The organism is Bradyrhizobium sp. WSM1417 (genome assembly GCF_000515415.1).
Taxonomy (GTDB): domain Bacteria; phylum Pseudomonadota; class Alphaproteobacteria; order Rhizobiales; family Xanthobacteraceae; genus Bradyrhizobium.
Genome location: NZ_KI911783.1, coordinates 7,147,628 through 7,173,468 on the forward strand (window position 1 = coordinate 7,147,628; position 25,841 = coordinate 7,173,468).

Here is a 25,841-nt window from a genome sequence, read left to right on the forward strand (position 1 = left end):
AGGCCCCGCTGCAGCAGTTGGGTCTTCGTCCTTCGAGACGCGCGTTCCGCGCTCCTCAGGATGAGAATCGAGAGCTAATCCCCTGCCCTTAACCGGTACCCGATCCCCGTCTCCGTCAGCACAAATTGCGGCCGCTCCGGATCGGCTTCGATCTTCTGCCGGAGCTGGCGGACATAGACGCGCAAATATTGCGCGTCGGTCAACTCATCCCAGAGCTCCCTCAGCAGGAAGCGGTGAGTGAGCACCTTGCCGGCGTGCTGCACCAGCACGCGCAGGAGGTCATATTCCTTCGGCGACAGTTTGACATCGCGCTCGCCGACCCTGACGATCCGGCGCACCAGATCGACAGAGAGATCGCCGGCACGAAACACCGGCCGTTCGCCCTGGATCTGAAGCTGGTGCCGCAGCGCGGCGCGCAGGCGCGCCAGCAGCTCGTCCATGCCGAACGGCTTCGTCAGGTAATCGTCGGCCCCGAGATCGAGCGCCTCCACCTTGCCGGCCTCGTCGCCACGGCTCGACAGTACCACGATCGGCACAGCTTCATTGCGGGCGCGGATGGTGCGCAGCAGCTCGTGGCCCTGGATGTCAGGCAGGCCGAGATCGAGGATGATCAGCGCGGGATCCTCGCTGAGCTTCTCCAGCGCGATCTTGCCGTTCGACGCCTCCAGGATCTCATAGCCTTGCGTCGAGAGCCCCATCCGCAGCAATTTGCGGATCGGCGGCTCGTCGTCGATGACCAGCACTTTGATCGCGGCAGCGCTCATGCGGCGGTATCCAATGCGTGGGTCCGGGCCGGAATGGGCAGACGGATGGTCAGAACCGCGCCGCTCCGGTCGCTGCGATTCGCAGCCGAGATCGTGCCATGCATCGCCTCGACAAAGCCGCGGGAGATGGCGAGCCCGAGCCCAGTACCGGGCCGGACATGGTCACCCTTCTGCGCGCGATAAAACTTGTCGAACACGCTCTCGAGCTCCTCGGACGGAATGCCGTCGCCCTCGTCGGCGATCTGGAGCACCACATGATCGCTGTCGCGCCGGCTGCGGATCGAGACCGTGGCGTGGGGCGGCGAATATTTGGCGGCGTTGTCGAGCAGGTTGAACAGCACCTGCTCGAACAGCACCGCATCGAGCTGGAGCATGGGAAGATCTGCGGCCAACTCCAGCTCCACCTTGTGGGCGGTGAGGATCTTGGCTGCCCGCCGGAGCGCGCTGCCGACGATCTCTCCGAGATCGTGCAACGCAGCGTTGGGCACGATGGCGCCGGATTCGAGCTTGGTCATGTCGAGCAGATTTGCGATGAAGCGGTTGAGCCGTTCGGATTCGTCGATCACGGTCGCGAGCAGGTCGCGCTTCTCGGTGTCGGAGAGCGCGCTGGCGAGATCGCGCATGGTCGAGGCCGCACCCAGCACGGATGCGAGCGGCGTCTTCAGGTCGTGTGAAATCGACGTCAACAATGCGGAACGCAGCCGCTCGGATTCGACGGAGCGCTTGACGCGATCGACGTCCTCGACCAGCAGCACGCGCTCGATCGCCAGCGCGCCCTGGTCGACCAGGGCGTCGAGCAGCCGGCGCTGGTCCGGCGTCAGCAAGGGACCGGTGCGGTCGTCGTCGATGCCGATGACGCCGATCGGGCCGCGCCCGGTGCGCATCGGCAGGAACAGCCGCTTTGCGCCGGGCAGCGTGTCCGAGCCGCGGCCTGCAGGGCGGTCGTTGCTCCAGGCCCAGTTGGCGGCGGCGAGGTCGGCCTGATCGAGATCGTCCTCGGGCGGATAGCCCGACTTCACCGTGAGCAGGCCTTCGTCTGGCAACAGCAGCACCACGCGGACTTTCAGCATCAGCGCGATCTGGTAGGCGGTCGCCCACAGCACGTCGTCGAGCGTACCGGTGCCGGCGAGCTTGCGGCTGAAAGCATAAAGCTGCTCGGTGGTCCGGATGCGGCCGATCGCAGCATCAGCCTGGGTGCGGACCCTCCCCGCCACATTCGACACCACGAACGCAATCAGCATGAAGAAAAAGAACGCCGCGACATTGGTCGGATCGGTGATGGTGAAGGTATAGACCGGCGGCAGAAAGAAGAAATTGTAGGCGAGCGACGCCGCGACGCTCGCAAGCAGCGACGGCCACAATCCATAGCGCACGGCAACCGTCACCACGGCGGTCAGAAACATCAGGTCGACGTTCTCAATGCCGAAATACGGCTTGATCGCCACGGCAGCAGCGAGGCCAAGCGCGGTGATCCCGAGTGCCTTCAGATAGGGCCGCGCGTCAAACGGGTCCGATCGCGTTGCGGTCTGCACCGTCGTCTTCGGCGCCGGCTCGCTCGTGAGCTCGTCGCCAGGAATGACATGCACGCTGATATTGCCGGCGCGGCGCACCAGATCGTGCACGACGGAGCCGCGCGTCATCTCGAACCAGAGCGAGCGCGTCGACTTGCCGATCACGATCTGGGTGACGTTGTTGCCCTGCGCGAAGTTGACCACGTCGTCGGCGAGGCGGCGGCCGACGCCCGGGATCGTCAGCGCCTCGCCGCCGAGCGATTCCGCGAGCCGCAGCGTATCGGCCAGCCGGTCGCGCTCCTCATCGGACATTTGCAGGGACCGCCGCGTCTCGATCGACACCGCGATAAACGGCGCGTGCAGCCGGTCGGCCAGCCGCTTGGTGTAGCGCACGAGGCTGGCCGCGCGCGGATCTTCGCTGATGCAGACGAGGATGCGCTCGCCGGCGGCCCAGGGACCGGCGATCGCGTTCGCCTGCATGTGGGTGAGCAGCTGCTCGTCGACCCGTTCGGCCGTGCGCCGCAGCGCGAGTTCGCGCAACGCAGTCAGGTTGCCCGGCGAGAAATAATGCTCCAGCGCCCGCTCGGCCTGCCTGGGGACATAGACCTTGCCCTCTTTCAGCCGCTGGATCAGGTCGTCGGGCGTGAGGTCGATCAGCTCGATGGCGTCTGCGCGGTCGAACACCGAATCCGGTACGGTCTCCCGCACCCGCACATGGGTGATCTGCGCGACGACGTCGTTCAGGCTCTCGATGTGCTGGATGTTGACGGCGGTATAGACGTCGATGCCGTGGGACAGCAGCTCCTCGACATCGAGATAACGTTTCGGATGGCGGCTACCGGCGGCATTGGTGTGGGCGAGCTCGTCGACCAGCGCGATTTTCGGCCGGCGCGCGATCACGGCGTCGAGATCCATTTCCTCGACAATCTGGCCGCGGTAGTCGAGCTTCTTGCGCGGGATCACTTCCAGCCCGCGCACCAGCGCCTCGGTCTCGGCGCGATCATGGGTCTCGACGAAGCCGACCACGACGTCGATGCCGGCCTTGCGCTTGGCGTGGGCGCTTTGCAGCATCTCGTAGGTCTTGCCGACGCCGGGAGCGGCGCCGACGAAGATTTTCAGCTTGCCGCTCACGCCCTCCTCCCGGCGCGCGGCCTCCAGCAGCGCCTCGGGCGAAGGACGTTGTTCGGGATCGCGGCGCTCTCGGACCATCAGATCAATATAATCATCCGCGCGGACCTAGCCTAGACTACTTCGTGGCACGATCGAGCGCGAGGTTCAGAGCCAACACGTTGACCCGGGGCTCGCCGATCAGGCCGAGCAGGCGGCCCTGGATGTTGGAAGCCACCATTTGCTTGACCTGATCCTCCGCCACGTTTCGCGCCTTCGCGACGCGCGGCACCTGGAATTGCGCCGCTTCCGGCGAGATATCCGGATCAAGGCCGCTGGCCGAGGTCGTCACGAGGTCGACCGGCACGGCGACATTCGGATTCTCGCCCTTGAGCTTGTCCACATCCTCCTTCAGCCGGTCGGCCAGCGCCTTGCTGGTCGGGCCGAGATTGGAGCCACCTGAATTGGCGGCGTTGTAAGGCGCCGGTACCGTCTTGGTCGAATCGTTCGGATCCGGCGCCACCGTCGCCGAGGGACGGCCGTGGAAATATTTGTCGTCCTTGAACTCCTGCCCGATCAGGGCGGAGCCGACCACCTTGCCGTCCTTCTCGATCAAGCTGCCCTGCGCCTGCGCGGGGAAGATCGCGCCGGCAATAGCGGTCATCGCGAGCGGATAGGCCAAGCCAGTGATGGCGGTGAGCACCAGCAGCAGGACGATGGCGGGGCGGATTTCTCTGAGCATGCGTTTCTCCTATTTCTTTCGTCATTGCGAGGAGCGAAGCGACGAAGCAATCCAGTCTGTCAGCCGCGGCAAGAATTCTGGATTGTTTCACTTCGCTCGCAATGACGGGGCTAAGCCAGGTGCAAGGCAACGACGACGAGGTCGATCGCCTTGATGCCGATGAAGGGAATGAGAATGCCGCCGAGGCCGTAGATCAGCAGGTTGCGCCGAAGCAGTGCGCCGGCCCCGACCGCGCGATAGGCGACGCCCTTCAGCGCCAGCGGGATCAGCGCGATGATAACAAGCGCGTTGAAGATGATCGCAGACAGGATTGCGCTCTGCGGGCTGGACAGGTTCATGACGTTGAGCACGTTGAGCTGGGGGTAGAACGCCAGGAACATCGCCGGGATGATCGCGAAATATTTCGCGACGTCGTTGGCGATCGAGAACGTGGTCAGCGCGCCGCGCGTCATCAAGAGCTGCTTGCCGATCTCGACCACCTCGATCAGCTTGGTCGGGTTGGAATCGAGGTCGACCATGTTGCCGGCCTCGCGGGCCGCCTGGGTGCCGGTGTTCATGGCGACACCGACATCTGCCTGCGCGAGCGCCGGCGCGTCGTTGGTGCCGTCGCCGCACATCGCCACCAGCTTGCCCTTGGCCTGCTCGTCGCGGATCAGCTTGAGCTTGTCCTCGGGAGTTGCCTGCGCCAGGAAGTCGTCGACGCCGGCTTCCGCTGCGATCGCGGCGGCCGTCATCGGATTGTCGCCGGTAATCATGACGGTGCGGATACCCATGCGCCGCAGCTCGGCAAAACGCTCGCGGATGCCGCCCTTGACGATGTCCTTGAGCTGGATGACGCCGAGCAGCTTGCCGTCCCTGGCGACCGCCAGCGGCGTGCCGCCGGCCTTCGATATGTCGTCGGCAATGGTCTGGATCTCGCGGCCGATGTCCGAGAGCCCGGCGAGCTGGATGGAACGAGCCGTGTTGCCGGAGGCGACCACCAGCGGTGCACCGCCACCGACATAATTGAGGATCGCATCGACCGCGCCCTTGCGCACCGACGAGCCGCCGGCATCGACGCCGCTCATGCGGGTCTGCGCCGTGAACGGGATGAAGGTGGCTCCCAACTCGGCCATGTCGCGGCCACGGATGCCGTATTTCTCCTTGGCCAGCACCACGATCGAACGGCCCTCCGGGGTCTCGTCGGCGAGCGAGGCGAGCTGGGCCGCGTCCGCGAGCTCCTGCTCGATGACGCCGCGCACGGGGCGGAAGGAGGTCGCCTGGCGGTTGCCGAGCGTGATCGTTCCGGTCTTGTCGAGCAGCAGCGTGTCGACGTCTCCGGCGGCCTCGACCGCACGGCCGGACATCGCCAGCACGTTGAAGCGGACCAGGCGGTCCATGCCGGCGATGCCGATCGCCGACAGCAGCGCGCCAATCGTGGTCGGGATCAGCGTCACGAATAGCGCAACCAGCACAACCACCGAGATCGAGCCGCCGGCATAGGCCGCGTAGCTCGGGATGGTTACGGTGGCGAACACGAAGATGATGGTGAGGCCGGCCAGCAGAATGTTGAGCGCGATCTCGTTCGGGGTCTTGGCCCGCTCGGCGCCCTCGACCAGTCTGATCATACGGTCGATGAAGGTCGAGCCCTGCGCTGCCGTGATCCGCACGCGAATCCAGTCGGACAGCACCTGGGTGCCGCCGGTCACTGCTGAACGGTCACCGCCGGACTCACGGATCACGGGCGCGGACTCGCCGGTGATGGCGGCCTCGTTGACGGACGCGACGCCCTCGATCACCTCGCCATCGGAGGGAATGGTATCGCCGGCCTCGACCAGCACGATGTCTCGGACCTTGAGGCTAGTGCCGGGTACCAACTTGAAGGTGCGGTCAGAGCCGGTCAGTAGCTTGGCTTGGCTCTCGGTGCGGGTCTTGCGCAGCGATTCCGCCTGCGCCTTGCCGCGGCCTTCGGCCACGGCTTCGGCGAAGTTGGCAAACAGCACCGTGAACCAGAGCCAGACGATGATCTGGAAGGTAAAGCCGAGATTCCCGTCGCCTGTAACGAGGTCGCGCAGGAAGATCACAGTGGTGAGCGCGGCCACGATCTCGACCACGAACATCACGGGATTCTTGATCATCAAGCGCGGATCGAGCTTGGTGAAGGACGCGCGGATCGCAGGCACGACGATCTTGGGATCGAGCATCGCCGAGACGGAGGCGCGTTTTTGCAGTTTCATGGTATCCATGGAGGTCACTCCAAACAATCGGGAGGGTGTCGATCAGCACACTTGCTGGTCAGAAGATTTGGCCGGCGTTCATCGCGAGATGCTCGACGATCGGGCCGAGGGCGAGGGCTGGGAAGAAGGTCAGGCCGCCGATGATCAGGATCACGCCGACAACAAGGCCGATGAACAGCCCGCCCGTGGTCGGGAGGGTGCCCGCGGACGGCGGGATCGATTTCTTGGCGGCCAGCGAACCCGCGATCGCCATCGCCGGGATGATCATGAAGAAGCGGCCGACGAACATCGCGCTTGCAAGCGTGAGGTTGTAGAAGAAGGTGTTGCCGGTGAGGCCTGCGAAGGCCGAGCCGTTGTTGCCGGTCGCCGACGTGAAGGCGTAGAGCACCTCGGTGAAGCCATGCGGCCCGACATTCGCCATCGAGGCGACCGCCGCCGGATAGACCACGCCGACGGCGGTCCAGCCGAGGATCATCAGCGGCAGCACCAGGATGGCCAACATTGCCATCTTGACCTCGCGCGCTTCGATCTTCTTGCCGACATATTCCGGCGTGCGACCGACCATCAGGCCCGCCACGAAGATCGCGAGGATGACGAACAGCAACATGCCGTACATGCCGGCGCCAACGCCGCCAACAATGATTTCGCCGAGCTCGATGTTGATCAGCGGAATCATGCCGCCGAGCGCGGTGAAGCTGTCATGCATGGCGTTGACCGCGCCGCAGGAGGCGGCCGTCGTGATCACGGCGAACAGAGAGGACGCGACGATGCCGAAGCGAACCTCCTTGCCTTCCATGTTGCCGCCGATCAGGCCGAGCGCGTGCATGGTCGAAGTACCGTTGGCCTCCGCCCAATAGGTGATGGCGACACCAGCGAGGAACAGCACGCCCATCACGGACAGGATTGCCCAACCCTGGCGCTGGTTGCCGACCATACGACCGAACACGTTTGTGAGCGCGGCGCCAAGCGCGAAGATCGACAGCATCTGGATGAAGTTCGACAGCGCGGTCGGATTCTCGAAAGGATGCGCCGCGTTGGCGTTGAAGAAGCCGCCGCCATTGGTGCCAAGCATCTTGATCGCGACCTGCGAGGCGACCGGCCCGACCGCAATGGTCTGTTTAGCGCCTTCGAGCGTGGTCGCCTCGACGTAGTCACCCAGCGTCTGTGGCATGCCCTGCGACACCAGGAACAGCGTGTAGACGATGCAGATCGGCAGCAGGACGTACAGTGTGCAGCGGGTGACATCGACCCAGAAATTCCCGACGGTGCGTGCCGACGCACGCGAGAAGCCGCGGATCAGCGCCACCGCGAGCGCGATGCCGGTCGCCGCCGACAGGAAGTTCTGGTGCGTCAGGCCGAGCATCTGCACGAGATAGGAGATCGTGCTCTCGCCGCCGTAGTTCTGCCAGTTGGTGTTGGTGATGAAGGAGATCGCGGTGTTGAAGGACAAGTCGGCGGCGACCGCCGACTGCCCGGCCGGATTGAACGGCAGTACATCCTGCAGCCGCATCACGCCGTAGATGATGAGGAAGCCGCCGACGTGAAACAGCAGCATGGCGACCGTATAGGTCAGCCAATGCTGCTCGCGCTTCTCGTCGACGCCGGAGAACCAGTAGATGCCGGCCTCGATCGGACGCAGCACCGGCGACAGGAAGGTCCGCTCGCCGTTGAACACGCGCGTCATGTACCAGCCGAGCGGTTTTGTGAGCGCGACGATAATGACGCAAAAGAGAATGATCTGGAGCCAACCGATCACAGTCATGACATCAACCCTTCAAGGTTCGTGAGCACGGTCAGAACCGCTCAGGCCGCAGCAGTGCGTAAGTGAGGTAGAACAGGAGGCCGAGCGAAACGGCACCGGCGAGCGAATAATCGAAGATCATGGTCCGCTCCCTCAGAGCCGTTCGCAGGCGTAGGTGTAGCCGATCGCAACGGCGAAGAAGCCGAAGCCCAGCGCCAGCATCAGAATGTCCATCATGGAGATACTCCTCGTTGCGCCCCTGATTTCGGTGCAACCGTTTCTCGGGAGACCCGGTCGGCGCGTGAAAGGAGATGCCACTGCATTTCCACGGCGCCCACCGGGACTTTTGACCGTGCTGGAGTGCCACCCCAGGCATAGGTTTTCGAGACGAGGGCCGTGGCGAAGTTATAGGAATCTCATAAAAGGCCGGGGCTGACGGCGTGGTCGGACAACGCTCGCGAGGCACATCACATCGTCGTCCCGGCCTAGTGCGCAATTGCGCACGGGGGCCGGGACCCATAACCACGGAATCAGGTTTGACGAAAACTCGGGATTGATGGCTTCGCGCCACGACTTCTGCCCCGGCGTATGGGTCCCGGCCTTCGCCGGGACGACAGCGGAGAATGGCGCGCCACCGCCCCCATCCCACACTTATGAAATCCCTATATCTACCGCGCCTTCGCCATCTCGTTTTCAAATGACCATGTTTGCCTACGGGGCGAGCAACCTGCTCCGCAGCGCGGTCGCGACGTCCGGCTGAAGGCACGTCTGCCGCACCAAAAACACCCGACCGATCTGGCGCGGTTTCACGGAACCGTGTAGATCGGTTTCATGAGCATCAGCAACGTCAACGTCGTCGCCCATCCCCTGGTCCAGCACAAGCTCTCCCTGATGCGGGAGAAGGACCGCTCGACCAAGAGCTTTCGCGAGATCCTGAACGAGATCGGGATGCTGCTCGGCTACGAGGTGACGCGCGACCTGCCGCTGGAGCTGGTCGGGATCGAGACGCCGATTGCGCCGATGCGGGCGCCCAAGATCGCCGGCAAGAAGCTTACGCTGGCGCCGATCCTGCGCGCCGGCGTCGGCTTCCTCGACGGCATGCTGGCGCTGATGCCCTCGGCGCGCATCGCTCATATCGGGCTCTACCGCGATCCTGATACGTTGCAGGCTGTGGAATATTACTTCAAGGCCCCGCAGGACCTCTCGGACCGCACCGTGATCCTGATGGATCCGATGCTGGCGACCGGCAACTCGGCCTGCGCTGGCGCCTCGCTGCTGAAGGCGCGCGGCGCCCGCGACATCCGCTTCGTCTGCCTTCTGGCCGCGCCTGAAGGCATCGCGCAGTTCCAGAGCGAACATCCCGACGTGCCGGTCTGGACCGCCGCGATCGACGAGCGGCTCAATGACCACGGCTACATCGTGCCGGGCCTGGGCGACGCGGGCGACCGGATGTTCGGCACCAAGTAGACAGGTTCGCGCGGTCGGGTTAGTCCGGTTGCCATGAGCGCCAACGAATTTTCGCTGCAATCGCTGATCAGGACCGAAGCCGCCGCCGAACCGGCCTTCGTGTTCGACGGTACGCCGGTCTCGCGCGCAGAGTTCTCGGAAAAGATCGAGCAGACCGCCGCCTGGCTTGCCGCGCACGGTGTCGGCAAGGGCGACGTCGTCGCGGTCTGGCTGGTCAACCGGATCGAATGGATCGCGCTGCTGTTCGCCGCCGGCCGGCTCGGGGCAATCGTCGCCGCCGTCAACACACGCTACCGCAGCGCGGAGGTCGCGCATCTCCTGAAGCTGTCCGGCGCCCGGCTGATGGTGATCGAAGCCGCGTTCCGCTCGATCGACTTTGCCGTTATTCTCGCCGGCGTCGCCAAGGACGAGGTGCCTGCGCTGCGAGAGCTTGCAGTTGTGGGTGCGGATGAGATTCCCGCCCAATGGCCCTGCGTGTGCTTCGATGCCTTCGAGAAGCGCTATCCGCCTGCCCCGCCTGCCCAGGACGATTTCGATCTGCCGGTTCTGCTCTACACGACGTCAGGCACGACCAAAGGACCAAAACTCGTCGCGCATTCGCAGCGAACGCTGGCCACGCACGCCACCTCCGTCGCCAAGGCGCTCAAACTCTCACCGCAGCGCCATGCGCTGCTGGCCATGCTGCCGTTCTGCGGCACCTTCGGCATGACGAGCCTGCTCGGCTTCGTCGCGGCGGGCGCGACCGTCCATGCGCTCGACGCCTTCGAGGCCGCGCCGGCGCTGAAGCTTCTCCGCGAGTACGGGATCACGCATGCCTTTGGCTCGGACGAGATGTTCCGCCGCATCCTCGCCGTCACCGAGGCGCCGCATCCGTTTCCGCATCTCGAAGTCTGCGGCTTTGCCGCCTTCCAGCCCGGCTGGCGCGAGCTTGCCGCGGAGGCCGAGGCGCGCGGCATGCCGTTGCACGGCCTCTACGGTTCGAGCGAGGTGCAGGCGCTGTTCTCGATCGCACGCTCGAGTGACGCCTTCGCCGATCGGATCGAGGGCGGCGGCTGGCCAATGTCGCCGGAGGCTAAGGTCCGTGTGCGCGACACCGAGACCGGCGAACTCGCGGCTCGCGGCGTCTCCGGTGAGATCGAGATCCAGGCACCGTCACGCTTCCTCGGCTACTACAACAATCCCGACGCGACGCGCGACGCCATCACCGCGGACGGCTTCTTCCGCACCGGCGATATCGGCCGGCTGCGCGGCGACGGCTCCTTCGTCTATGAAACCCGCGCGGGCGACGCCATGCGGCTCGGCGGCTTCCTGGTTGCGCCCGGCGAGATCGAGGACGAGCTCAAATCGTGCGCTGGCGTGGCCGATGCCCAGGTCGTCGCGGTCGATCTGAAGGGAAACGCCCGCTGCGTTGCCTTCGTGATCCCTGCCCAGGACCCCCACCACGAGCCGCCGCGGCAGGACGCGTTGATCGCGCGCCTGCGTGAGCGGCTCGCCGGCTACAAGGTCCCGGCGCGGATCTATGTCGTGGAGGCCTTCCCCGTCACCGACAGTGCCAACGGCGTCAAGATCCAGCGCGGCCGGCTTCGGGCCATGGCGATGGATCGGATCGGATCGGTGCCGAATAAGCACGTCCACTGGGATAGCTAGTACGACTTGGCCAGTCCAAGCACCTTTTCCGCGATGAAGCTGAGCGCAAGCTGCGGGCTGACCGGCGCGATGCGCGGGATCAGCACTTCGCGCAAGTAACGCTCGACATGGAATTCCTTGGCGTAACCGAAGCCGCCATGGGTCATCACCGCCTGCTCGCAGGCGTGATATCCGGCCTCACCCGCAATGTATTTCGCGGCATTGGCGGCGCCGCCGCAGGGCATGCCCTTGTCGTATTGCCAGGCCGCCGACATCACCATCAACCAGGCCGCCTCGAGCTCGACCCAGTTTACGGCCAGCGGATGCTGAATGCCCTGGTTCTTGCCGATCGGCCGGTTGAACACCACGCGGGTCTTGGCGTATTCGGTCGCACGCGACAGTGCGAGCTTGCCGAGGCCGACGGCTTCCGCGGCGATGAGAATGCGCTCGGGGTTCATGCCTTCGAGGATGTACTGGAAGCCTTTGCCCTCTTCGCCGATGCGATCCTCCATCGGGATTTCAAAATCCTCGAAGAACAGCTCGTTGGAATCGACGACCTTGCGGCCCATCTTCTCGATCTCGTGGACCTTGATTCTGGTGCGATCGAAGTCCGTATAGAACAGGCTCAGCCCATGGGTCGGCGAGCGCACCTCCTCCAGCGGCGTGGTGCGCGCCAGCAGCAGGATCTTGTGCGCGACCTGCGCGGTCGAGATCCACACCTTCTGGCCGTTGACGATGTAGCGGTCGTTCTTGGCCACCGCGCGGGTCTTGAGCTGGGTGGTGTTGAGGCCCGTGTTGGGCTCGGTCACGGCAAAGCACGCCTTCTCGCGGCCCTCGACCATCGGTGGCAGCATGCGCTTGCGCTGCTCCTCGGTGCCGAACACGACCACGGGATTGAGGCCGAACACGTTGATGTGCACCGCGGACGCGCCGGACATGCCGGCGCCGGATTCCGCGATGGCGCGCATCATGATCGCGGCCTCGGTGATGCCGAGGCCGGAGCCGCCATATTCCTCCGGCACGCAGATGCCGAGCCAGCCGGCGTCCGCCATGGCCTTGTGAAAGTCGTGCGGGAAGCCGCCGTCGTGGTCCTTCTTCAGCCAATAGGCGTCGGGAAAGTCTTCGCAAACCTTTGCGACGGCGTCGCGAATGGCTTCCTGCTGAGCGGTGAGCGCGAAATCCATATTCCTGATCTCCTTCTTGGGAGAAGCGATCGCGCAATCTCCCCCTCGTCGCGTTCCCCACTCGACGGCCGTGGCGGATTGGTGCGCCCGAACGTGCCTTCGCTTGCGTTCTTTAACTTGAAAAACAGGGTACAGATACGTGAATTTCCCTATCAACTGTGTGTAGCATGCATAGGGTCATGCGGCGCGAGGACGCGGGCGCGCCGTTATTTCGCAGGGAGGAAGACCGCAATGGCGGGACTTTATTTCGAAGACTTTTCCGTGGGCCAGGAGTTCAGGCATCCCCTGACGCGGACCGTCACGGAGATGGACAACACCATGTTTAGCCTGCTGACCCTCAATCCGCAGCCGCTGCACATCGACGCGCATTTCGCCGAAAAGACCGAGTTCGGCCAGCGCATTTTCAACAGCCTTTACACCCTCGGCATCATGATCGGAATGACGGTCTATGATACGACCATGGGCACCACCGTTGCCAATCTCGGCATGACCGACGTCACCTTTCCGAAACCGGTCTTCCATGGCGACACGCTGCGGGCAACGACGAAGGTGCTTTCGTTACGGGAATCCAAATCGCGCCCCAAGGCGGGCATCGTCGAGTTCGAGCACCACGCTCTCAACCAGAACGACGAGATCGTCGGCAAATGCCGCCGCATGGCGATGATGCACAAGAGGCCGGTCTGATGCGTTCGATGCTGTTCGTGCCGGGCGATTCCCCGCGCAAATTCGAGAAGGCCAGCGAAGGCAAGGCCGACGCGCTGATCATCGATCTCGAAGATTCCGTCGTCACCGACAAGAAGCCAGAGGCGCGCGGGTTGACGCTGGCGATGCTCAACGGCCGCAACAAACCCCATCTACTCTATGTCCGCGTCAACGCGCTCGATACCGGCATGACGCTCGCTGACCTTGCCGCGGTGATTCCGGGCAAGCCTGACGGCATCGTGTTGCCGAAATCGCAGGGCGGCGACGACGTGCGGCAGGTCGCGACCTGGCTCGAAGCTCTTGAGGCTGCGGCTGGTATCGCCATCGGCTCAACACGCATTGTTTGCGTCGCGACCGAAACTGCGGGATCGATCTTCGGGCTCGGCAGCTACAAGGGCTGCTCCCCTCGCCTCGCGGGCCTGATGTGGGGCGCGGAAGATCTCTCGGCCTCCCTCGGCGCTACTGAAAAGGCGTCGGGCGGAGTGTTCCACAGCCCTTATCGCCTGGCGCGCGATCTCTGTCTGATGGCGGCGGCGGCGGCCGAAGTCGCGCCGATCGACACCGTCTATACCGACATCGACAATCTCACGGGGCTCGAACAGGAAACGCGCGCGGCGCGGCGCGACGGTTTTTCGGCGAAAGCGCTGATCCATCCCAAGCACGTCGACGTGGTCAACGCGGCGTTCGAGCCGACCGAGGCCGAGCGCAATTGGGCGGAGAAGGTGATCGCCGCGTTCGCGAACAATCCGAACTCCGGCACGCTGCGCCTCGACGGCCAGATGATCGACAAGCCGCATCTTCGCGCGGCGAAGAAGATTCTCGGCCAGAGCTAGAGCAGGACGCCGCGCTGCGACAGATGGGATCGAAGCCACTCTCAGCGTCGTCGTGGCCGGGCTTGTCCCGGCCATCCACGGGCTTCCACGCAACCGGCACCCAAAACGTGGATGCCCGGGACAAGCCCGGGCATGACGAAGCGAAAACGTCCCGCCCCTCACTTTCCGCAGGCAGGAGAGGCGAAGACCGCCGCTAGACGATCTTGATCGACATGTCCGGCAAGCCGTCGAGCTTGCACAACAGCACGTCGCCCTTCACCACCGGACCGACATTCTCGGGCGTGCCGGAATAGATGATGTCGCCGGCCTTGAGCTCGAACGCTTCCGACAGTTTTGCGATCTGCTCGGCCACGCTCCAGATCATCTTGCTGAGATCCGAGCTCTGCTTCACCGTCCCGTTGATCGCCAGCGAAATGGCGCCCTTGTCGAAATGACCGGTCTTGCTGGCCGGGTGGATCGGTCCGATCACCGCGGCGTGGTCGAAGCTCTTGCCGATCTCCCACGGCTTCTTCTCCGCGGCCATGCCGTTCTGGAGATCGCGCCGGGTCATGTCGAGGCCGAGCGCGTAGCCATAGACATGGTCGAGCGCCTTCTCGGCCGGAATGTTGGAGCCACCGGACTTCAGCGCGGCGACCAGCTCGACCTCGTGGTGATAGTTCTTGGTCAGCGACGGATAAGGATGATCGGCGACCTCGCCCACGGCGACGTTCTGGATTGCGTCGGTCGGCTTCTGGAAGAAGAACGGCGGCTCGCGGTTCGGATCCGAGCCGCGCTCGATCGCGTGCGCCGCATAGTTGCGCCCGATGCAGTAGATGCGGCGGACCTGAAACACCTGGGCTTCGCCGACGATCGGGATGGTGACCATCGGCACCGGAAAGATCGGCTTCGGCCCTGCCTGCGCCGCAGCCGGCGCAACTTCCGCGATTGAGGCAGCACCTGCGGCCGCGGCAATTGCGAGCAGCTCTCGTCGCGTTGCTGATGTCTCTTTCATGTTTTGTGCTCCCTTTTTATGTTCGTTGGGCGCATCATGCGCGCCGAGCCGCCTGATAATCAATATTCAGTATGCCAGCAATGCTGGACCGGCACGTCGTCTAATTGATGAGAACAGGCCGTCTGCGACCGAGCCTTCCCACCCCGGCTCCCTTTCGCCCTAGCATGGAACTTGCATAAATTCTGGGCGACATGGACGCCGCATGAACCTCATCAGCCTCGATATCCGCATGCTCCGGTCGCTGATCTCCGTGGTCGAGACCGGCAGCATCACCGAGACCGCGCGGCGGCTGGGCCGCACCCAGCCGGCGATCACCCTGCAATTGCAGCGGCTGGAGGAGCTCACCGGCAAGCAATTGTTCGAGCATGCCGGGCGCCGGCTGACGCTGAGCGAGGACGGCACCACGGTTCTCACCTACGCCAAGTCCATCCTGCGGTTGCATGACGAATTGATTTCGCAATTGGCGTCACAGGAGATCGAGGGTCAGGTCGTACTCGGCACGCCCGACCTCTATGCCGCCTTCATGCTGCCGCAGATCCTCAGCGTGTTCCGAAAATCCTTCCCCCGGGTCCAGGTCGAGCTCAATTGCGCGCTCTCGACGCCGCTGGTGGGCCTGGTCAAGCGTGGCGATGTCGACATCGCGCTCGTCACCCGCATGAACGATTTTACGGGCGGCCAGGTGGTACGGCGCGAGCAGCTGGTCTGGATGACCGGTGAGCAGTCCGCCGCGCACCAGGAACGGCCGATTCCGCTGGCGTTGCTGCCGCCCGGCAACATCTATCGCGACTACGCGATCGACACGCTGGAACGCGCGAATTTGCGCTGGCGCATCGCCTGCGTCAGCGAAAGCGTCGGCGGCCTTCAGGCGGCGGCCTTCGCCGGCATGGCCGTGACCGTACTCGGCCGCAGCGCCCTGGTGCCGGCGATGCGTGAGATCGGCCCGAACGAGGGCCTGCCGCCGCTGCCGAAGATCGAGCTGCTGCTCTACAAATCGAGCGGCGCGACCTCGAAGGCGGCGACCGCCTTGCACGACTATCTCGCGCACTATCTGCGCCTCGACGAAGAGCTCAGCGGCCGCGGCGACCCGATCGAGCTGTCTTAGCTCGGGCCTGTTCCCGCTGCGATGGTGCGCTCCCTCGCCCCGTTCTTACGGGGAGAGGGTTGGGGTGAGGGGCTGCCTCCGCACATTCGGCGACAGCTGCCTCGCGGAAACTCCCCCTCACCCGGATTGCATCTCCGATGCAATCCGACCTCTCCCCGCAAGTGGGGCGAGGTTAAGGCGCCGCTTTCGTGCGCGCAGGCTTCTCCCGCAACGCCAACTGCGGCCAGCACGCCGCCCATGGCTGGGCCGCTTCGAACGCAGCGGCGATGCGGAAGATCGTGGGCTCGTCGAGCCAGCGCGCCACGATCTGCAGGCCGATCGGCATTCCGTCGCGATCGAAGCCGCAGGGCAGCGTCGCCGCCGGAAGACCGGCGAGGTTGATCGGCCAGGTGAAGGGCGACCAGCCGAGATGCGGATCGACCTTGCCGCCGTCGACCGTGTCGATGCCGATGCGGCCGGCTTCGAACGCGGTCACCGCGACCGTCGGCGTCACCAGCGCATCGACGCGCTCGAAAAGCTTCAGGAAGCCGCTGCGTGCCTGGCCGCGGCGATACCCCGCTTCGATGTAGTCCGTGCCGCTGTAGCGCCGGCCGGCACTGATGACGTCAAGATAATCTGCTTCGGAGCTGGCGAGATCGGCCGTGGTCCTGGTCGCGACCGCGGCCGCCTGTTCGGTGAAGGCGATCGGCTTCAGCGTGTGTTCGAGGATCCCCGGATCGAGGCCAGGACCATCCATGGTGACCTGCGCGCCGCAGGCATCGAGAATGGCCAGCGCCTTGCCGAACGCCGCGCGCACATCGGGGCTGACGGCGGCGTAGCCGAGATCGACGCTGGCGCCGATACGAATGCCGTTCAACGGCGCGGGCTTTGTATCGAACCGCCGCGCCGCCACCGGCAGGCTCGCGGGATCGCGCAGATCGTAAGCAGCGATGATTTCCAGCGTCAGCGCAGCATCGGCGACCGTGCGCGTGATCGGCCCGGTATGCGCGAGCGAGCCCCAGGACGGCGGTGAGAAGCCGGGCGAGCGCGGCACCAGGCCAAAGGTCGGCTTCAGGCCGAACACACCGCAGAAGGACGAGGGCACGCGGATCGAGCCGACGCCATCGGTTCCGATCGCGATCGGACCGCAGCCGGCGGCAACGCCCGCCGCCGCGCCGCCGCTCGATCCGCCGCTGGTGCGACCGGGATTCCAGGGATTGCGCGTGGTGCCGGTAACCGGGCTGTCCGCCGTCAACTTGTAACCGGACTCGCAGGTCGTGGTCTTGCAGGTGACGATTGCACCCGCCTCCTTCAGCGCCGAGACAACCGCCGCATCGACATCGGGCACGAATGCCTTGTTCATCGGCGAGCCGCCATAGGCCGGCACGCCCGCGACAAAGACCAAATCCTTGATTGTCACGGGTACGCCCGCGAGCGCCCCCTTGGCTTCGCCGGCGCGCATCTCCCTGGTGAGACGATCGGCCTCCGCCCTCGCCTGCTCGTACATCGGCGTCACCACCGCGTTGCAGGCCTCGTTCGTTGCCTCCAGCGCGGCAATGGTGTCGTCGATGACGTCGCGCGGCGTGAACGCCTTGTGCCGGTAGCCGGCCAGGATCTCGATTGCGGAAAGCGAGCCAAGGCCAGTCGGCGCCGGCGGGAAGGCCGTTCGGCCGGAACCATCAGTCATCATCAACCCTAAAAGTGCTAGCTGAGCGCCGCGTCGACGGCGCGCTTGGCCATGACCGTGACGAGATGCGCGCGGTAGTCGGCTTCGGCATGGATGTCGGAGGTGAGACCGTCGGTGTCGATCCTGATCGCCGCGATCGCGGACGGATCGAAATTGCGCGACAGCGCTTCCTCCATTGGGGGAACGCGGAATACGCCGGAGCCCGCTCCGGTCACGGCCACGCGAACGCCATCGGCGGATTTCGCGACGAACACGCCGACCAGCGCATAGCGCGACGCCGGCGCCTTGAACTTGGCGTAGCCCGCCTTGAGGGGTACCGGAAAACGGATCGCCGTGATGATCTCGCTAGGTTCGAGCGCGGTCTCGAACAGGCCGCGGAAGAAACCGTCGGCCGCGATCTCGCGCGTGCTGGTGACGACGGTCGCGCCAAGGCCGAGCACACCTGCCGGATAATCGGCCGCCGGATCGTTGTTCGCGACCGAGCCGCCGATGGTGCCGCGGATGCGGACGGCGGGATCGCCGATCATCGAGGCCAGCGCGGCGAGACCGGGGATCTTCGCCTGCACCAGCTGCGAGGCGGCCACCGCCGCATGTGGCGTCATCGCACCGATGGTGATGGTGGCGCCGTCGTCGCTGATGCCCTTCAGATCTCCGAGCTTCGACAGATCGACTAGGGCAGGCGGACTGGCGAGCCCCTGCTTCAGCGTCGGGATCAGCGTCATGCCGCCGGCGACGAGCTTGCTGTCCTCGATCGAGGTCAGCAGTTTGGCAGCGTCGGGAAGCCGGTCCGGCTGGTGATAGGCAAACGGCTTCATTGTTATCCTCCCTATTCCGCAGCGACCGGCAGCGATGCATTTTGCAGCAGGCGCCAGATCCGATTCGGCGTCGCCGGCATGTCGACATGGGTAACGCCGAGATGCGACAGCGCATCGACCACCGCGTTGATGACGGCGGCCGGCGAACCGATGGTGCCGACCTCGCCGCAGCCCTTCACGCCCATCGGCGTGTGCGTACACAGCGTCGAATGGGTCGCGATGTTCATCATCGGCATGTGGTCGGCGCGCGGCATGCAATAGTCCATCAGCGAGCCCGACAGCAGCTGGCCCGAGCCCTCGTCATAGACCGCGTTCTCGTACAGCGCCTGACCGACGCCCTGCACGATGCCGCCGTGCAACTGGCCCTCCACGATCATCGGGTTGATGACCGTGCCTACGTCGTCCACCGCGGTGTAATTGACCAGCGTCGCCGTGCCGGTTTCCGGGTCGATCTCGACCTCGGCAATGTGGCAGCCGCCGGGATAGGTGAAGTTGACGGGATCATAATAAGCCTGCTCTTCCAGTCCCGGCTCCAGCACTTCGAGCGGATAGTCGTGCGGCACGTAGGCGGCGCCCGCGATCTCCTCGAACGTCTTCATGCGGTCGGTGCCTGCGACCGAGAATTTTCCGGCCTCGAACTGGATATCCACTTCGGCCGCTTCAAGCAGATGCGCCGCAATCTTCTTGCCTTTCGCGACCACCTTGTCCGTCGCCTTCGACAGCGCCGCGCCGCCGACCACCAGCGAACGCGAGCCATAGGTTCCCATGCCGAACTGCACGCGATCGGTATCGCCGAACACGATGTCGACATTGTCAAACGCGACACCGAGCTTTTCCGAGACGATCTGCGCGAACGTCGTCTCGTGGCCCTGGCCGTGATTGTGCGTGCCGATCATGACCGTGACCTGGCCGGTCGGATGCACCCGCACCGTGGCGCTCTCATAGAGCCCGCCGCGCGCGCCCAATCGTCCCGCGAAGCGCGACGGCGCGAGGCCGCAGGCCTCGACATAGGTCGAGTAGCCGAGCCCGCGGAATTTGCCCCTGCGCGCCGACTCCGCCTTGCGGATACCGAAGTTCTTGACGTCGGCCGCGACAAGAGCGCCGTCGAGACACCCCATCGGATCGCCGGAATCGTACTGCACCAGCACCGGCGTCTGGTAGGGATAGGCCTCCTTCGGGATCATATTGCGTCGGCGAATCTCGACGCGATCGATGCCCATCTCGTTAGCTGCGACGTCGACGATGCGCTCCAGCACGAAAGTTGCCTCGGGTCGGCCCGCGCCGCGATAAGCGTCGACCGGAACGGTGTTGGTGAACACCACCTTCACGTTGCAGTAGATTGCCGGCGTGGTGTAGACGCCGCCGAGCAGCGGTCCGTAGAGATTGGTCGGGATGTTCGGTCCGAAGGTCGAGAGATAGCCGCCCATATTGGCGAGCGTGTTGACGCGGAAGGCCAGAAACTTTCCGGTCTCGTCGAGTGCGAGCTCGGCCTCGGTGACGTGATCGCGGCCGTGGCGATCAGAGACATAACCCTCCGACCGGCTCGCAACCCATTTGATCGGCCGCATCACGCGCTTGGCAGCCCAGGTGATCACGGCCTCCTCGCCGTAGTGGAACTGCTTGACGCCAAAGCCGCCGCCGACATCGGGCGCGACCACGCGCAGCTTGTGCTGCGGAATGTTCAACACCAGCGCGCCCATCAGAAAGCGCACGACATGCGGGAACTGGCTGGTGGTCCACAGCGTGAAGCGATCGGTGCCGGGCTCATATTCGGCGATCGCCGCGCGCGGCTCCATCGGGTTGCCGATCAGCCTGTTGTTGACGAGGCTGAGCTTTGCGACATGCGCCGCTTTCCGGAAGGCGGTCTCGATCGCGGCCTTGTCGCCGAGCTCCCAGTCGCAACAGATGTTGTTCGGCACGTCGTCGAACAATTGCGGCGCGCCGGGCCGCACGGCTTCGAGCACGCCGACCACCGAGGGCAGCACCTCGTAATCGACCGTCAGGAGCTCGGCTGCCGCGCTGGCCTGCGCCGGCGTCTCCGCGACGACGAAGGCCACCATGTCGCCGACGAAGCGCACCTTGCCCTGCGCCAGCATCGGGAACGGAGGCTCCTTCATTGGCACGCCCTTGGCATCCGTGATGCCCCAGCCGCAGGGCAGCGAGCCTAACTTGTCCGCGGCGGCATCCTCGCCGGTCAGGACCGCGATGACGCCGGGCGATGCCAGGGCCGCACTCTTGTCGATGCCGCGCAGGATCGCGTGTCCGTGCGGCGAGCGCACGAACACACCGGCCGTCATGCCGGGACGCTTGATGTCGGAGACGTAATTGCCGCGGCCGGTGAGGAAGCGCTGGTCCTCTTTCCGTTTCGGTGAGGCGCCGATCCCGATCACATTGCCCATGGTCACTCTCCCTTGGCGGCGTTCATGGCGGCAGCGCCAGCCATGACCGAGACGACGATGTTCTGATAACCTGTGCAGCGGCAGATGTTGCCTTCAAGGCCGTGGCGGACGTCGGCTTCCGTCAGGTCCGGCTTCTCGGTCGCGAGCGCCACCGCCGTCATCAGCATGCCGGGCGTGCAGAAGCCGCATTGCGAGCCGTGATGTTCGCGAAACGCTTCCTGCATCGGATGCAGCCGGTTCGAACCGGGCGCACCTTGCAGGCCCTCGATGGTGAGCAGCGTCGCACCGTCGATCGCAGGCGCCAGCAACGTGCAGCTCTTCACCGGCAGGCCGTCGAGATGCACCACGCAGGCGCCGCACTGGCTGGTGTCGCAGCCGATATGGGTGCCGGTGAGGTTGAGCCGCTCGCGCAGCAGCTCGGCGACGAGCGTCGCCGGCTCGACATCGACAGTGGTCGGCCGTCCGTTGAGTGTGAAGGATATCTGCACGATCATACTCCTGTGCGCGACGGGTCTTTAGGCGAGTGGAAGCGCGCTGCCGGTGGCCCATGTGGCCATCACGACGTCGCCGACGGTGAACGGATCCGCGAAGAAGGTCTTTTCCGGCACATAGGCGACGAACGCGTCGTCCGGCACGGTGTCCAGCATGACCTTGACGAAATAGCCCTGGTATTCGATCGCGAGCACGCGACTCGGCAACGAGGTGGAGCAACCCGGCGGCAGCTCCCTGCCCGGCCGGACCAGCGCGACATCGTCGCGACGCACGGCGATATCGATCTTGTCACCGACGCTGACCGCGGACCGCGCCTGAAGCGGGACCTCGATGCCATCAGGCGCGGCCTGCGCGAGCGTAAAGGTCGAACCGTTGACCTTCTCGACCCGTCCCGACAGCACATTCTGCCCGCCCATGAACTCGGCGACGTAACGATCGTGCGGATGGGCATAGACGTCGCGCGCCGCGCCCGCCTGCTTGATCCTGCCCTGCTCCATGACCACCACCAGATCGGCGAGCGCGATCGCCTCGAGCTGGGTGTGGGTGACGTGGATGAAGGTGATGCCGAGCTCCTGCTGCATCCGCCTGAGCTCCTGGCGCATCTGCACGCGGAGCTGCTCATCGAGGGCGGACAGCGGCTCATCGAGCAGCAGCACCCTCGGCTCGGTGATCGCCGCGCGCGCCAGCGCCACACGCTGCTGCTGGCCACCGGAGAGCTGCGCCGGCAGGCGATCGGCGAACTGCGTCAGCCGCACCTTCTCGATCATGGCATCGGCTGCGCGCAGGCGATCGGCCTTCGACATGCCGCGCACGCGCAGCGCGAAGGCGATATTCTCGCGCACGGTCAGATGCGGGAACAACGCGTAGGACTGAAACATCATCGCGGTGCGCCGCTGCACCGGCGCGAGCCCGACGACGTTCTGGCCGCCGATGACGATCTCGCCCGCGGTCGGGTCCTCGTGGCCGGCGATCATGCGCAAAATCGTGGTCTTGCCGCAGCCGGACGGGCCGATGAAGCAGCAATAGGCGCCGTCGGCGATCTTGAGGTTGACGCCGTCCACCACATTGGTGACGCCGTCAAAGCTCTTGCAGATGCCCGCCAGTTCGATATCGCCGCGATCGCTCTTCATTTCCCAGCTCAAGCCTTTGTGCTGCTGCCGCGCTTCTTCTGGATCAGCACGATGCTGCCCAGGCTCGCGCCGATGACGATGAAGGACACGATCGTCGTCACCGTGCCGAGCGCGTAAAGCGAGGGCGACGTGACGTTCAAGGTCATGCTCCAGATCTCCAGCGGCAGCGTGTTCAGTGAGCCCGCGGTCTGCAGGCTGCGCGCAAACTCGTCGTAGGAGAGCGTGAAGCCGAACAGCGCGACCGCGACCAGGCCGGGCGCCAGCACCGGGATCATCACCAGCCGGATCGATTGCCAGCGGCTGGCGCCGAGATCATAGGCCGCCTCCTCCCAGACGTGGTTGAAGCGCGACATCACCGCGAACATCACGAGCACGCCGAACGGCAGCGTCCAGGACAATTGCGCGCCGAGCGCCGAGGTGTACCAGCTTGCGTTGAGCCCGAGGGCCTGGAACAACAGACCGGTGCCGAGGCCGAGCACGAGACCCGGTGCGACCAGGCTGCCGATCATCATGTAAAACACGACGGTGTCGCCGCGAAAGCGCTTGCGAAAGCCGAGCCCGGCCAGGAACGAGACCACCACCGTGATGACAGTGACAATGACGGCGAGCTTGATCGAGCGATCGAACGAGCCCTTGACGTCGCCGGTTCGCACCTGGGTGAAGAGATCGACGAACCAGTGCAGCGAAGTGCCCTTCATCGGGAACACGAGGCCGCCACGGATATCCTGGAACGACAGGACGTAGATACAGAACATCGGGCCGTACAGCGCGATCACATAGAACGCGAACAGTGTCGCCAGAACATAGAACGTCCACGGCCGGCCGCCCTTGCTCGGTGCAATCGCCTTGGTCGTCGCCGGTGCGACCGTCTTTGACATGTCGGCCTTGGGCAAGTCAGTCTTGGGCATGTCGGCGAGAACCGCGCTCATCGCGTGATCTCCTGCCTGATGTCGACGGTGCGCAGGATCAGCGAGACGATTGCGACCAGCACCAGCGTCAGCAACACCGCGCTTGCCGCCGCCGTTGGATACTGCAGCACGCCGACGTCTTCGTAGAAAGCGCTGACCACCGAGGCCGAGCCGCCGCCGGACATCACCTTGACCACGAAGAAATCGCCCATCACGATCGAGACGACGAAGATGGTGCCGAGGGCGATGCCGCTCTTGGACATCGGCACCACGATCAGGCGCATGATGTCGAAACGGCTGGCGCCTGCATCGATCGCGGCCTCGATCAGCTTCTTGTCGATCCGTGCCATGGAATTGAAGATCGGCACGATCATGAAAATGGTAAGCTGATGGACATAGGCGATGACCACCGCGAGGTCCGAGAACAGCAGCACTTCCAGCGGCTGGCGGATCAGACCGAGCCCCAGCAGCGCCTGGTTGATCAAGCCTTCCTTGCCGAGCAACGGAATCCAGGAAATCATCCGGATGATGTTCGAGGTCCAGAACGGCACCGTGCAGAGCAGGAACAGACCAATCGCCAGCAGCTGGTTGCGGACGTGGAAAACCAGGAAGTATGCGACGAAGAAGCCGATGATTAGCGTGAAGACCCAGGTCAGCACCGTGAACTTGATCGTCGCCAGGTACAGTTTGAGCGTCAGCGCCGAATGCAGCACCTCGACATAGCTCGCTAGCGTGAAGCCCGGCGTCAGCCCGCCAAAGCCATCGGTGGCGAAGAAGCTCGCGGCCAGCACGACCAGGATCGGCGCAACGAAGAACGGCACGAGCACCAGCACGAGCGGCGACACGTAGAGCCAGCCAGCGAGATTTGCGCGTGGTGAGGTTTGGGCTGGATTAAGAGCTGGACTAAGGCTTGGCTGCATGTCGGCAAACGCCTCGAAGTTGGTCATTTGGCACCGGCGCATTACCGCGCCGGCGCTTCATTCACGTCAGGTGAAGCAGGTTTCAGGCCACCTTGAAGTCGTTCCAGCGCTTGTTCATGTAGGCGGCTTCGTCCATCAGCGTGTTCCAGCAGGAGATGTTCTTGACGCGGTCGAGGAACGAGCCGCCGTCACGCTTGGTGCCGCTCTTCTCCATCGGCACGCCATAGGGGTCGTTGACCACCTCGGGCGCGGGCTGGCCCTCGTACCAGAATGCCCATTCGGCCGACGTGAGAAATTTCTTCGCAGTCGAAGGCACCGGGCTGTAATAGCCGTAGCGCGCGACGAAGCCGCCCTGCCAGCCCGACAGATACCAGTTGAGATATTCATAGGCCGCGTCCAGCTTCTTGCCCGAGAGATGCTTCATCAGGCCCATGCCGTTGCACCAGCCGCGATAGCCTTCCTTGCCGTTCTTGATGTTGACCGGCGCGTAGACGCAGGGGATTTCTTTCACGCGCACCGCGGCAACCGCCGGCGACCACATCGACTGGATGACCACTTCGCCCGCCGCCATCAGCTGCACCGACTGGTCGAAGGTGGTCCAGGTCGCGCGGAACTGGCCCTGCTTCTTGAGCTCGATCAGCTTATTGCAGGTGAAGTCGATCTCCTCCTTGGTCATGTTGCCCTTGTTGCCGTACTTGATCAGCCCGGCGCTTTCGAAGCAGAGCGCGGCATCCATGATGCCGATCGCGGGCACGTCGAGGATCGCGGCCTTGCCTTTGAACTTGGGATCGATCAGATCCTTCCATTCGGTGACTTCATGGCCGACGAGGTCGGGGCGGTAGCCAATGGAGTCGGCGTTGTAGACCTGCGGCAGGAAGGTCGCCCATTCGGTCACGCCGTCGTTCAAATCGGTCGAATCGGGCTTGGCGATATACATGGCCTCGTAGGGCGAGATGCCCTGGCGCGGGATCTTGTGACCGTCGATCTCGCCCTTGGTGAAGATCGGCAGGATGTTGTCGAACTCCTTGACCTTCTTGACCTCGATGCCCTGGATCACGCCGCGCTTGGCAGCGAGCTTGGCCTGCCACCCCTCGAGATCGGCGATGTCGACCGTATTAGGCTGGCTTATGAAGCGGTTGATGGCGGCGGAGGTGTCGAGGTTCTGCATCGTCACCTTGAAGCCGAGATCCTTGGCCGCTTGGTCGCCGATCGCCTTCACCACCGAATAGGACACGCCGACATGGCGCAGCTCGATGTCCTTGATCTCCTGCGCCCAGATCGTCGGGAATCCGCGGATCGCGTCCGATCCTGCGGCCGCGCCGGCCACCGCCGCAGCGCCCTTCAACAGCGTGCGCCGGCTCAGCTTTTTCGCAGGCTTGTCGCTCGTCCCCGCCGGATTGGCAGTGGATGTCCCCTTGTCCCTGTCAAGCATGGCAACCCTCGTTGGCTACGATGAACGCTGCGCACCGGTCGCCATTGACCGGCTGCGGATGTGATCAATTGCAAGGGAGGCTATGGGCGGGAT

22 protein-coding genes are annotated in these 25,841 nt (G+C 64.6%); 5 read left to right on the plus strand and 17 right to left on the minus strand.

What is annotated here, in order from left to right:
* Positions 1 to 74 precede the first annotated feature (74 nt).
* The 7 genes from BRA1417_RS0134950 to BRA1417_RS44470 form a co-directional block, all read right to left on the minus strand.
* Positions 75 to 764, minus strand: coding sequence for a response regulator (locus BRA1417_RS0134950; RefSeq protein ID WP_027519789.1), 690 nt, complete (start codon positions 762 to 764; stop codon positions 75 to 77).
* Positions 761 to 3,484, minus strand: a complete 2,724-nt coding sequence (locus BRA1417_RS0134955; RefSeq protein ID WP_027519790.1) for a sensor histidine kinase KdpD — start codon at positions 3,482 to 3,484, stop codon at positions 761 to 763. The genes BRA1417_RS0134950 and BRA1417_RS0134955 overlap by 4 nt, the downstream gene beginning before the upstream one ends.
* A 37-nt stretch (positions 3,485 to 3,521) precedes the next feature.
* The gene (locus tag BRA1417_RS0134960) at positions 3,522 to 4,124 is read right to left on the minus strand and encodes a K(+)-transporting ATPase subunit C (protein WP_027519791.1); all 603 of its coding nucleotides are present in this window, start codon (positions 4,122 to 4,124) and stop codon (positions 3,522 to 3,524) included.
* A 110-nt stretch (positions 4,125 to 4,234) separates the two neighbouring features.
* On the minus strand, positions 4,235 to 6,349 hold the full coding sequence (gene kdpB, locus BRA1417_RS0134965) for a potassium-transporting ATPase subunit KdpB (RefSeq protein WP_027519792.1): 2,115 nt from the start codon (positions 6,347 to 6,349) through the stop codon (positions 4,235 to 4,237).
* A 49-nt stretch (positions 6,350 to 6,398) separates the two neighbouring features.
* The gene (kdpA, locus tag BRA1417_RS0134970) at positions 6,399 to 8,102 is read right to left on the minus strand and encodes a potassium-transporting ATPase subunit KdpA (RefSeq protein ID WP_027519793.1); all 1,704 of its coding nucleotides are present in this window, start codon (positions 8,100 to 8,102) and stop codon (positions 6,399 to 6,401) included.
* A 31-nt stretch (positions 8,103 to 8,133) separates the two neighbouring features.
* Positions 8,134 to 8,223, minus strand: coding sequence for a K(+)-transporting ATPase subunit F (locus BRA1417_RS41355; RefSeq protein ID WP_018454042.1), 90 nt, complete (start codon positions 8,221 to 8,223; stop codon positions 8,134 to 8,136).
* Between the two features lie 11 nt (positions 8,224 to 8,234).
* A complete protein-coding gene (locus tag BRA1417_RS44470; protein WP_156949050.1) occupies positions 8,235 to 8,399 on the minus strand; it encodes a hypothetical protein in 165 nt (54 codons plus the stop codon).
* A 513-nt stretch (positions 8,400 to 8,912) separates the two neighbouring features.
* On the opposite strand from BRA1417_RS44470, the gene upp reads away from it, so the two are divergent.
* Together upp and BRA1417_RS0134990 are read left to right on the plus strand one after the other, a co-directional pair.
* Positions 8,913 to 9,548: a uracil phosphoribosyltransferase gene (gene upp / locus BRA1417_RS0134985; RefSeq protein WP_027519794.1), complete on the plus strand. Its 636-nt coding sequence runs from the start codon at positions 8,913 to 8,915 to the stop codon at positions 9,546 to 9,548.
* Positions 9,549 to 9,581: 33 nt separating this feature from the next.
* The gene (locus BRA1417_RS0134990; protein ID WP_027519795.1) at positions 9,582 to 11,195 is read left to right on the plus strand and encodes an AMP-binding protein; all 1,614 of its coding nucleotides are present in this window, start codon (positions 9,582 to 9,584) and stop codon (positions 11,193 to 11,195) included.
* Here BRA1417_RS0134990 and BRA1417_RS0134995 read toward each other — a convergent pair.
* On the minus strand, positions 11,192 to 12,358 hold the full coding sequence (locus tag BRA1417_RS0134995) for an acyl-CoA dehydrogenase family protein (protein WP_027519796.1): 1,167 nt from the start codon (positions 12,356 to 12,358) through the stop codon (positions 11,192 to 11,194). The genes BRA1417_RS0134990 and BRA1417_RS0134995 overlap by 4 nt on opposite strands.
* 231 nt (positions 12,359 to 12,589) lie before the next feature.
* Between BRA1417_RS0134995 and BRA1417_RS0135000 the strand changes: the two genes are divergently transcribed.
* Together BRA1417_RS0135000 and BRA1417_RS0135005 are read left to right on the plus strand one after the other, a co-directional pair.
* A complete protein-coding gene (locus tag BRA1417_RS0135000) occupies positions 12,590 to 13,042 on the plus strand; it encodes a MaoC family dehydratase (RefSeq protein WP_011089535.1) in 453 nt (150 codons plus the stop codon).
* On the plus strand, positions 13,042 to 13,893 hold the full coding sequence (locus BRA1417_RS0135005) for a CoA ester lyase (protein WP_027519797.1): 852 nt from the start codon (positions 13,042 to 13,044) through the stop codon (positions 13,891 to 13,893). The genes BRA1417_RS0135000 and BRA1417_RS0135005 overlap by 1 nt, the downstream gene beginning before the upstream one ends.
* Positions 13,894 to 14,086: 193 nt before the next feature.
* Here BRA1417_RS0135005 and BRA1417_RS0135010 read toward each other — a convergent pair whose 3' ends face one another.
* Positions 14,087 to 14,884, minus strand: a complete 798-nt coding sequence (locus tag BRA1417_RS0135010; RefSeq protein ID WP_027519798.1) for a fumarylacetoacetate hydrolase family protein — start codon at positions 14,882 to 14,884, stop codon at positions 14,087 to 14,089.
* Between the two features lie 202 nt (positions 14,885 to 15,086).
* On the opposite strand from BRA1417_RS0135010, the gene BRA1417_RS0135015 reads away from it, so the two are divergent.
* Positions 15,087 to 15,986, plus strand: coding sequence for a LysR substrate-binding domain-containing protein (locus BRA1417_RS0135015; RefSeq protein WP_027519799.1), 900 nt, complete (start codon positions 15,087 to 15,089; stop codon positions 15,984 to 15,986).
* Between the two features lie 172 nt (positions 15,987 to 16,158).
* On the opposite strand, the gene BRA1417_RS0135020 is transcribed toward BRA1417_RS0135015, so the two are convergent.
* Genes BRA1417_RS0135020 through BRA1417_RS0135055 form a run of 8 tightly spaced genes read right to left on the minus strand, consistent with a single transcriptional unit; the run spans position 16,159 to position 25,748 of the window.
* Positions 16,159 to 17,652: an amidase gene (locus tag BRA1417_RS0135020; protein WP_027519800.1), complete on the minus strand. Its 1,494-nt coding sequence runs from the start codon at positions 17,650 to 17,652 to the stop codon at positions 16,159 to 16,161.
* Between the two features lie 17 nt (positions 17,653 to 17,669).
* A complete protein-coding gene (locus BRA1417_RS0135025) occupies positions 17,670 to 18,467 on the minus strand; it encodes a xanthine dehydrogenase family protein subunit M (RefSeq protein ID WP_027519801.1) in 798 nt (265 codons plus the stop codon).
* Positions 18,468 to 18,478: 11 nt separating this feature from the next.
* Complete coding sequence (locus BRA1417_RS0135030) at positions 18,479 to 20,866, minus strand: xanthine dehydrogenase family protein molybdopterin-binding subunit (RefSeq protein ID WP_027519802.1); 2,388 nt, start codon at positions 20,864 to 20,866, stop codon at positions 18,479 to 18,481.
* 2 nt (positions 20,867 to 20,868) lie between these two features.
* The gene (locus BRA1417_RS0135035) at positions 20,869 to 21,360 is read right to left on the minus strand and encodes a (2Fe-2S)-binding protein (protein WP_198034887.1); all 492 of its coding nucleotides are present in this window, start codon (positions 21,358 to 21,360) and stop codon (positions 20,869 to 20,871) included.
* A gap of 21 nt (positions 21,361 to 21,381) precedes the next feature.
* Positions 21,382 to 22,488: an ABC transporter ATP-binding protein gene (locus tag BRA1417_RS0135040; RefSeq protein WP_027519804.1), complete on the minus strand. Its 1,107-nt coding sequence runs from the start codon at positions 22,486 to 22,488 to the stop codon at positions 21,382 to 21,384.
* An 8-nt stretch (positions 22,489 to 22,496) separates the two neighbouring features.
* Positions 22,497 to 23,417: an ABC transporter permease gene (locus BRA1417_RS0135045; protein ID WP_027519805.1), complete on the minus strand. Its 921-nt coding sequence runs from the start codon at positions 23,415 to 23,417 to the stop codon at positions 22,497 to 22,499.
* Positions 23,414 to 24,343, minus strand: a complete 930-nt coding sequence (locus tag BRA1417_RS0135050; protein WP_027519806.1) for an ABC transporter permease — start codon at positions 24,341 to 24,343, stop codon at positions 23,414 to 23,416. The genes BRA1417_RS0135045 and BRA1417_RS0135050 overlap by 4 nt, the downstream gene beginning before the upstream one ends.
* Positions 24,344 to 24,398: 55 nt before the next feature.
* On the minus strand, positions 24,399 to 25,748 hold the full coding sequence (locus tag BRA1417_RS0135055; protein WP_027519807.1) for a PotD/PotF family extracellular solute-binding protein: 1,350 nt from the start codon (positions 25,746 to 25,748) through the stop codon (positions 24,399 to 24,401).
* Positions 25,749 to 25,841 lie beyond the last annotated feature (93 nt).

Excerpts from the sequence above, each read along its gene's own strand:
- BRA1417_RS0134995 (WP_027519796.1), bottom strand. The coding sequence starts at position 12,358 with ATGGATTTCGCGCTCACCGCTCAGCAGGAAGCCATTCGCGACGCCGTC.
- BRA1417_RS0135030 (WP_027519802.1), bottom strand. The coding sequence starts at position 20,866 with ATGGGCAATGTGATCGGGATCGGCGCCTCACCGAAACGGAAAGAGGAC.
- BRA1417_RS0134955 (WP_027519790.1), bottom strand. The coding sequence starts at position 3,484 with ATGGTCCGAGAGCGCCGCGATCCCGAACAACGTCCTTCGCCCGAGGCG.
- upp (WP_027519794.1), top strand. The coding sequence starts at position 8,913 with ATGAGCATCAGCAACGTCAACGTCGTCGCCCATCCCCTGGTCCAGCAC.
- BRA1417_RS41355 (WP_018454042.1), bottom strand. The coding sequence starts at position 8,223 with ATGATCTTCGATTATTCGCTCGCCGGTGCCGTTTCGCTCGGCCTCCTG.
- BRA1417_RS0135015 (WP_027519799.1), top strand. The coding sequence starts at position 15,087 with ATGAACCTCATCAGCCTCGATATCCGCATGCTCCGGTCGCTGATCTCC.
- kdpA (WP_027519793.1), bottom strand. The coding sequence starts at position 8,102 with ATGACTGTGATCGGTTGGCTCCAGATCATTCTCTTTTGCGTCATTATC.
- kdpB (WP_027519792.1), bottom strand. The coding sequence starts at position 6,349 with ATGGATACCATGAAACTGCAAAAACGCGCCTCCGTCTCGGCGATGCTC.
- BRA1417_RS0135010 (WP_027519798.1), bottom strand. The coding sequence starts at position 14,884 with ATGAAAGAGACATCAGCAACGCGACGAGAGCTGCTCGCAATTGCCGCG.
- BRA1417_RS0135050 (WP_027519806.1), bottom strand. The coding sequence starts at position 24,343 with ATGACCAACTTCGAGGCGTTTGCCGACATGCAGCCAAGCCTTAGTCCA.
- BRA1417_RS0135055 (WP_027519807.1), bottom strand. The coding sequence starts at position 25,748 with ATGCTTGACAGGGACAAGGGGACATCCACTGCCAATCCGGCGGGGACG.
- BRA1417_RS0134990 (WP_027519795.1), top strand. The coding sequence starts at position 9,582 with ATGAGCGCCAACGAATTTTCGCTGCAATCGCTGATCAGGACCGAAGCC.
- BRA1417_RS0135025 (WP_027519801.1), bottom strand. The coding sequence starts at position 18,467 with ATGAAGCCGTTTGCCTATCACCAGCCGGACCGGCTTCCCGACGCTGCC.
- BRA1417_RS0134950 (WP_027519789.1), bottom strand. The coding sequence starts at position 764 with ATGAGCGCTGCCGCGATCAAAGTGCTGGTCATCGACGACGAGCCGCCG.
- BRA1417_RS0135020 (WP_027519800.1), bottom strand. The coding sequence starts at position 17,652 with ATGACTGATGGTTCCGGCCGAACGGCCTTCCCGCCGGCGCCGACTGGC.
- BRA1417_RS0135040 (WP_027519804.1), bottom strand. The coding sequence starts at position 22,488 with ATGAAGAGCGATCGCGGCGATATCGAACTGGCGGGCATCTGCAAGAGC.
- BRA1417_RS0135005 (WP_027519797.1), top strand. The coding sequence starts at position 13,042 with ATGCGTTCGATGCTGTTCGTGCCGGGCGATTCCCCGCGCAAATTCGAG.
- BRA1417_RS0135045 (WP_027519805.1), bottom strand. The coding sequence starts at position 23,417 with ATGAGCGCGGTTCTCGCCGACATGCCCAAGACTGACTTGCCCAAGGCC.
- BRA1417_RS0135035 (WP_198034887.1), bottom strand. The coding sequence starts at position 21,360 with ATGATCGTGCAGATATCCTTCACACTCAACGGACGGCCGACCACTGTC.
- BRA1417_RS0134960 (WP_027519791.1), bottom strand. The coding sequence starts at position 4,124 with ATGCTCAGAGAAATCCGCCCCGCCATCGTCCTGCTGCTGGTGCTCACC.
- BRA1417_RS0135000 (WP_011089535.1), top strand. The coding sequence starts at position 12,590 with ATGGCGGGACTTTATTTCGAAGACTTTTCCGTGGGCCAGGAGTTCAGG.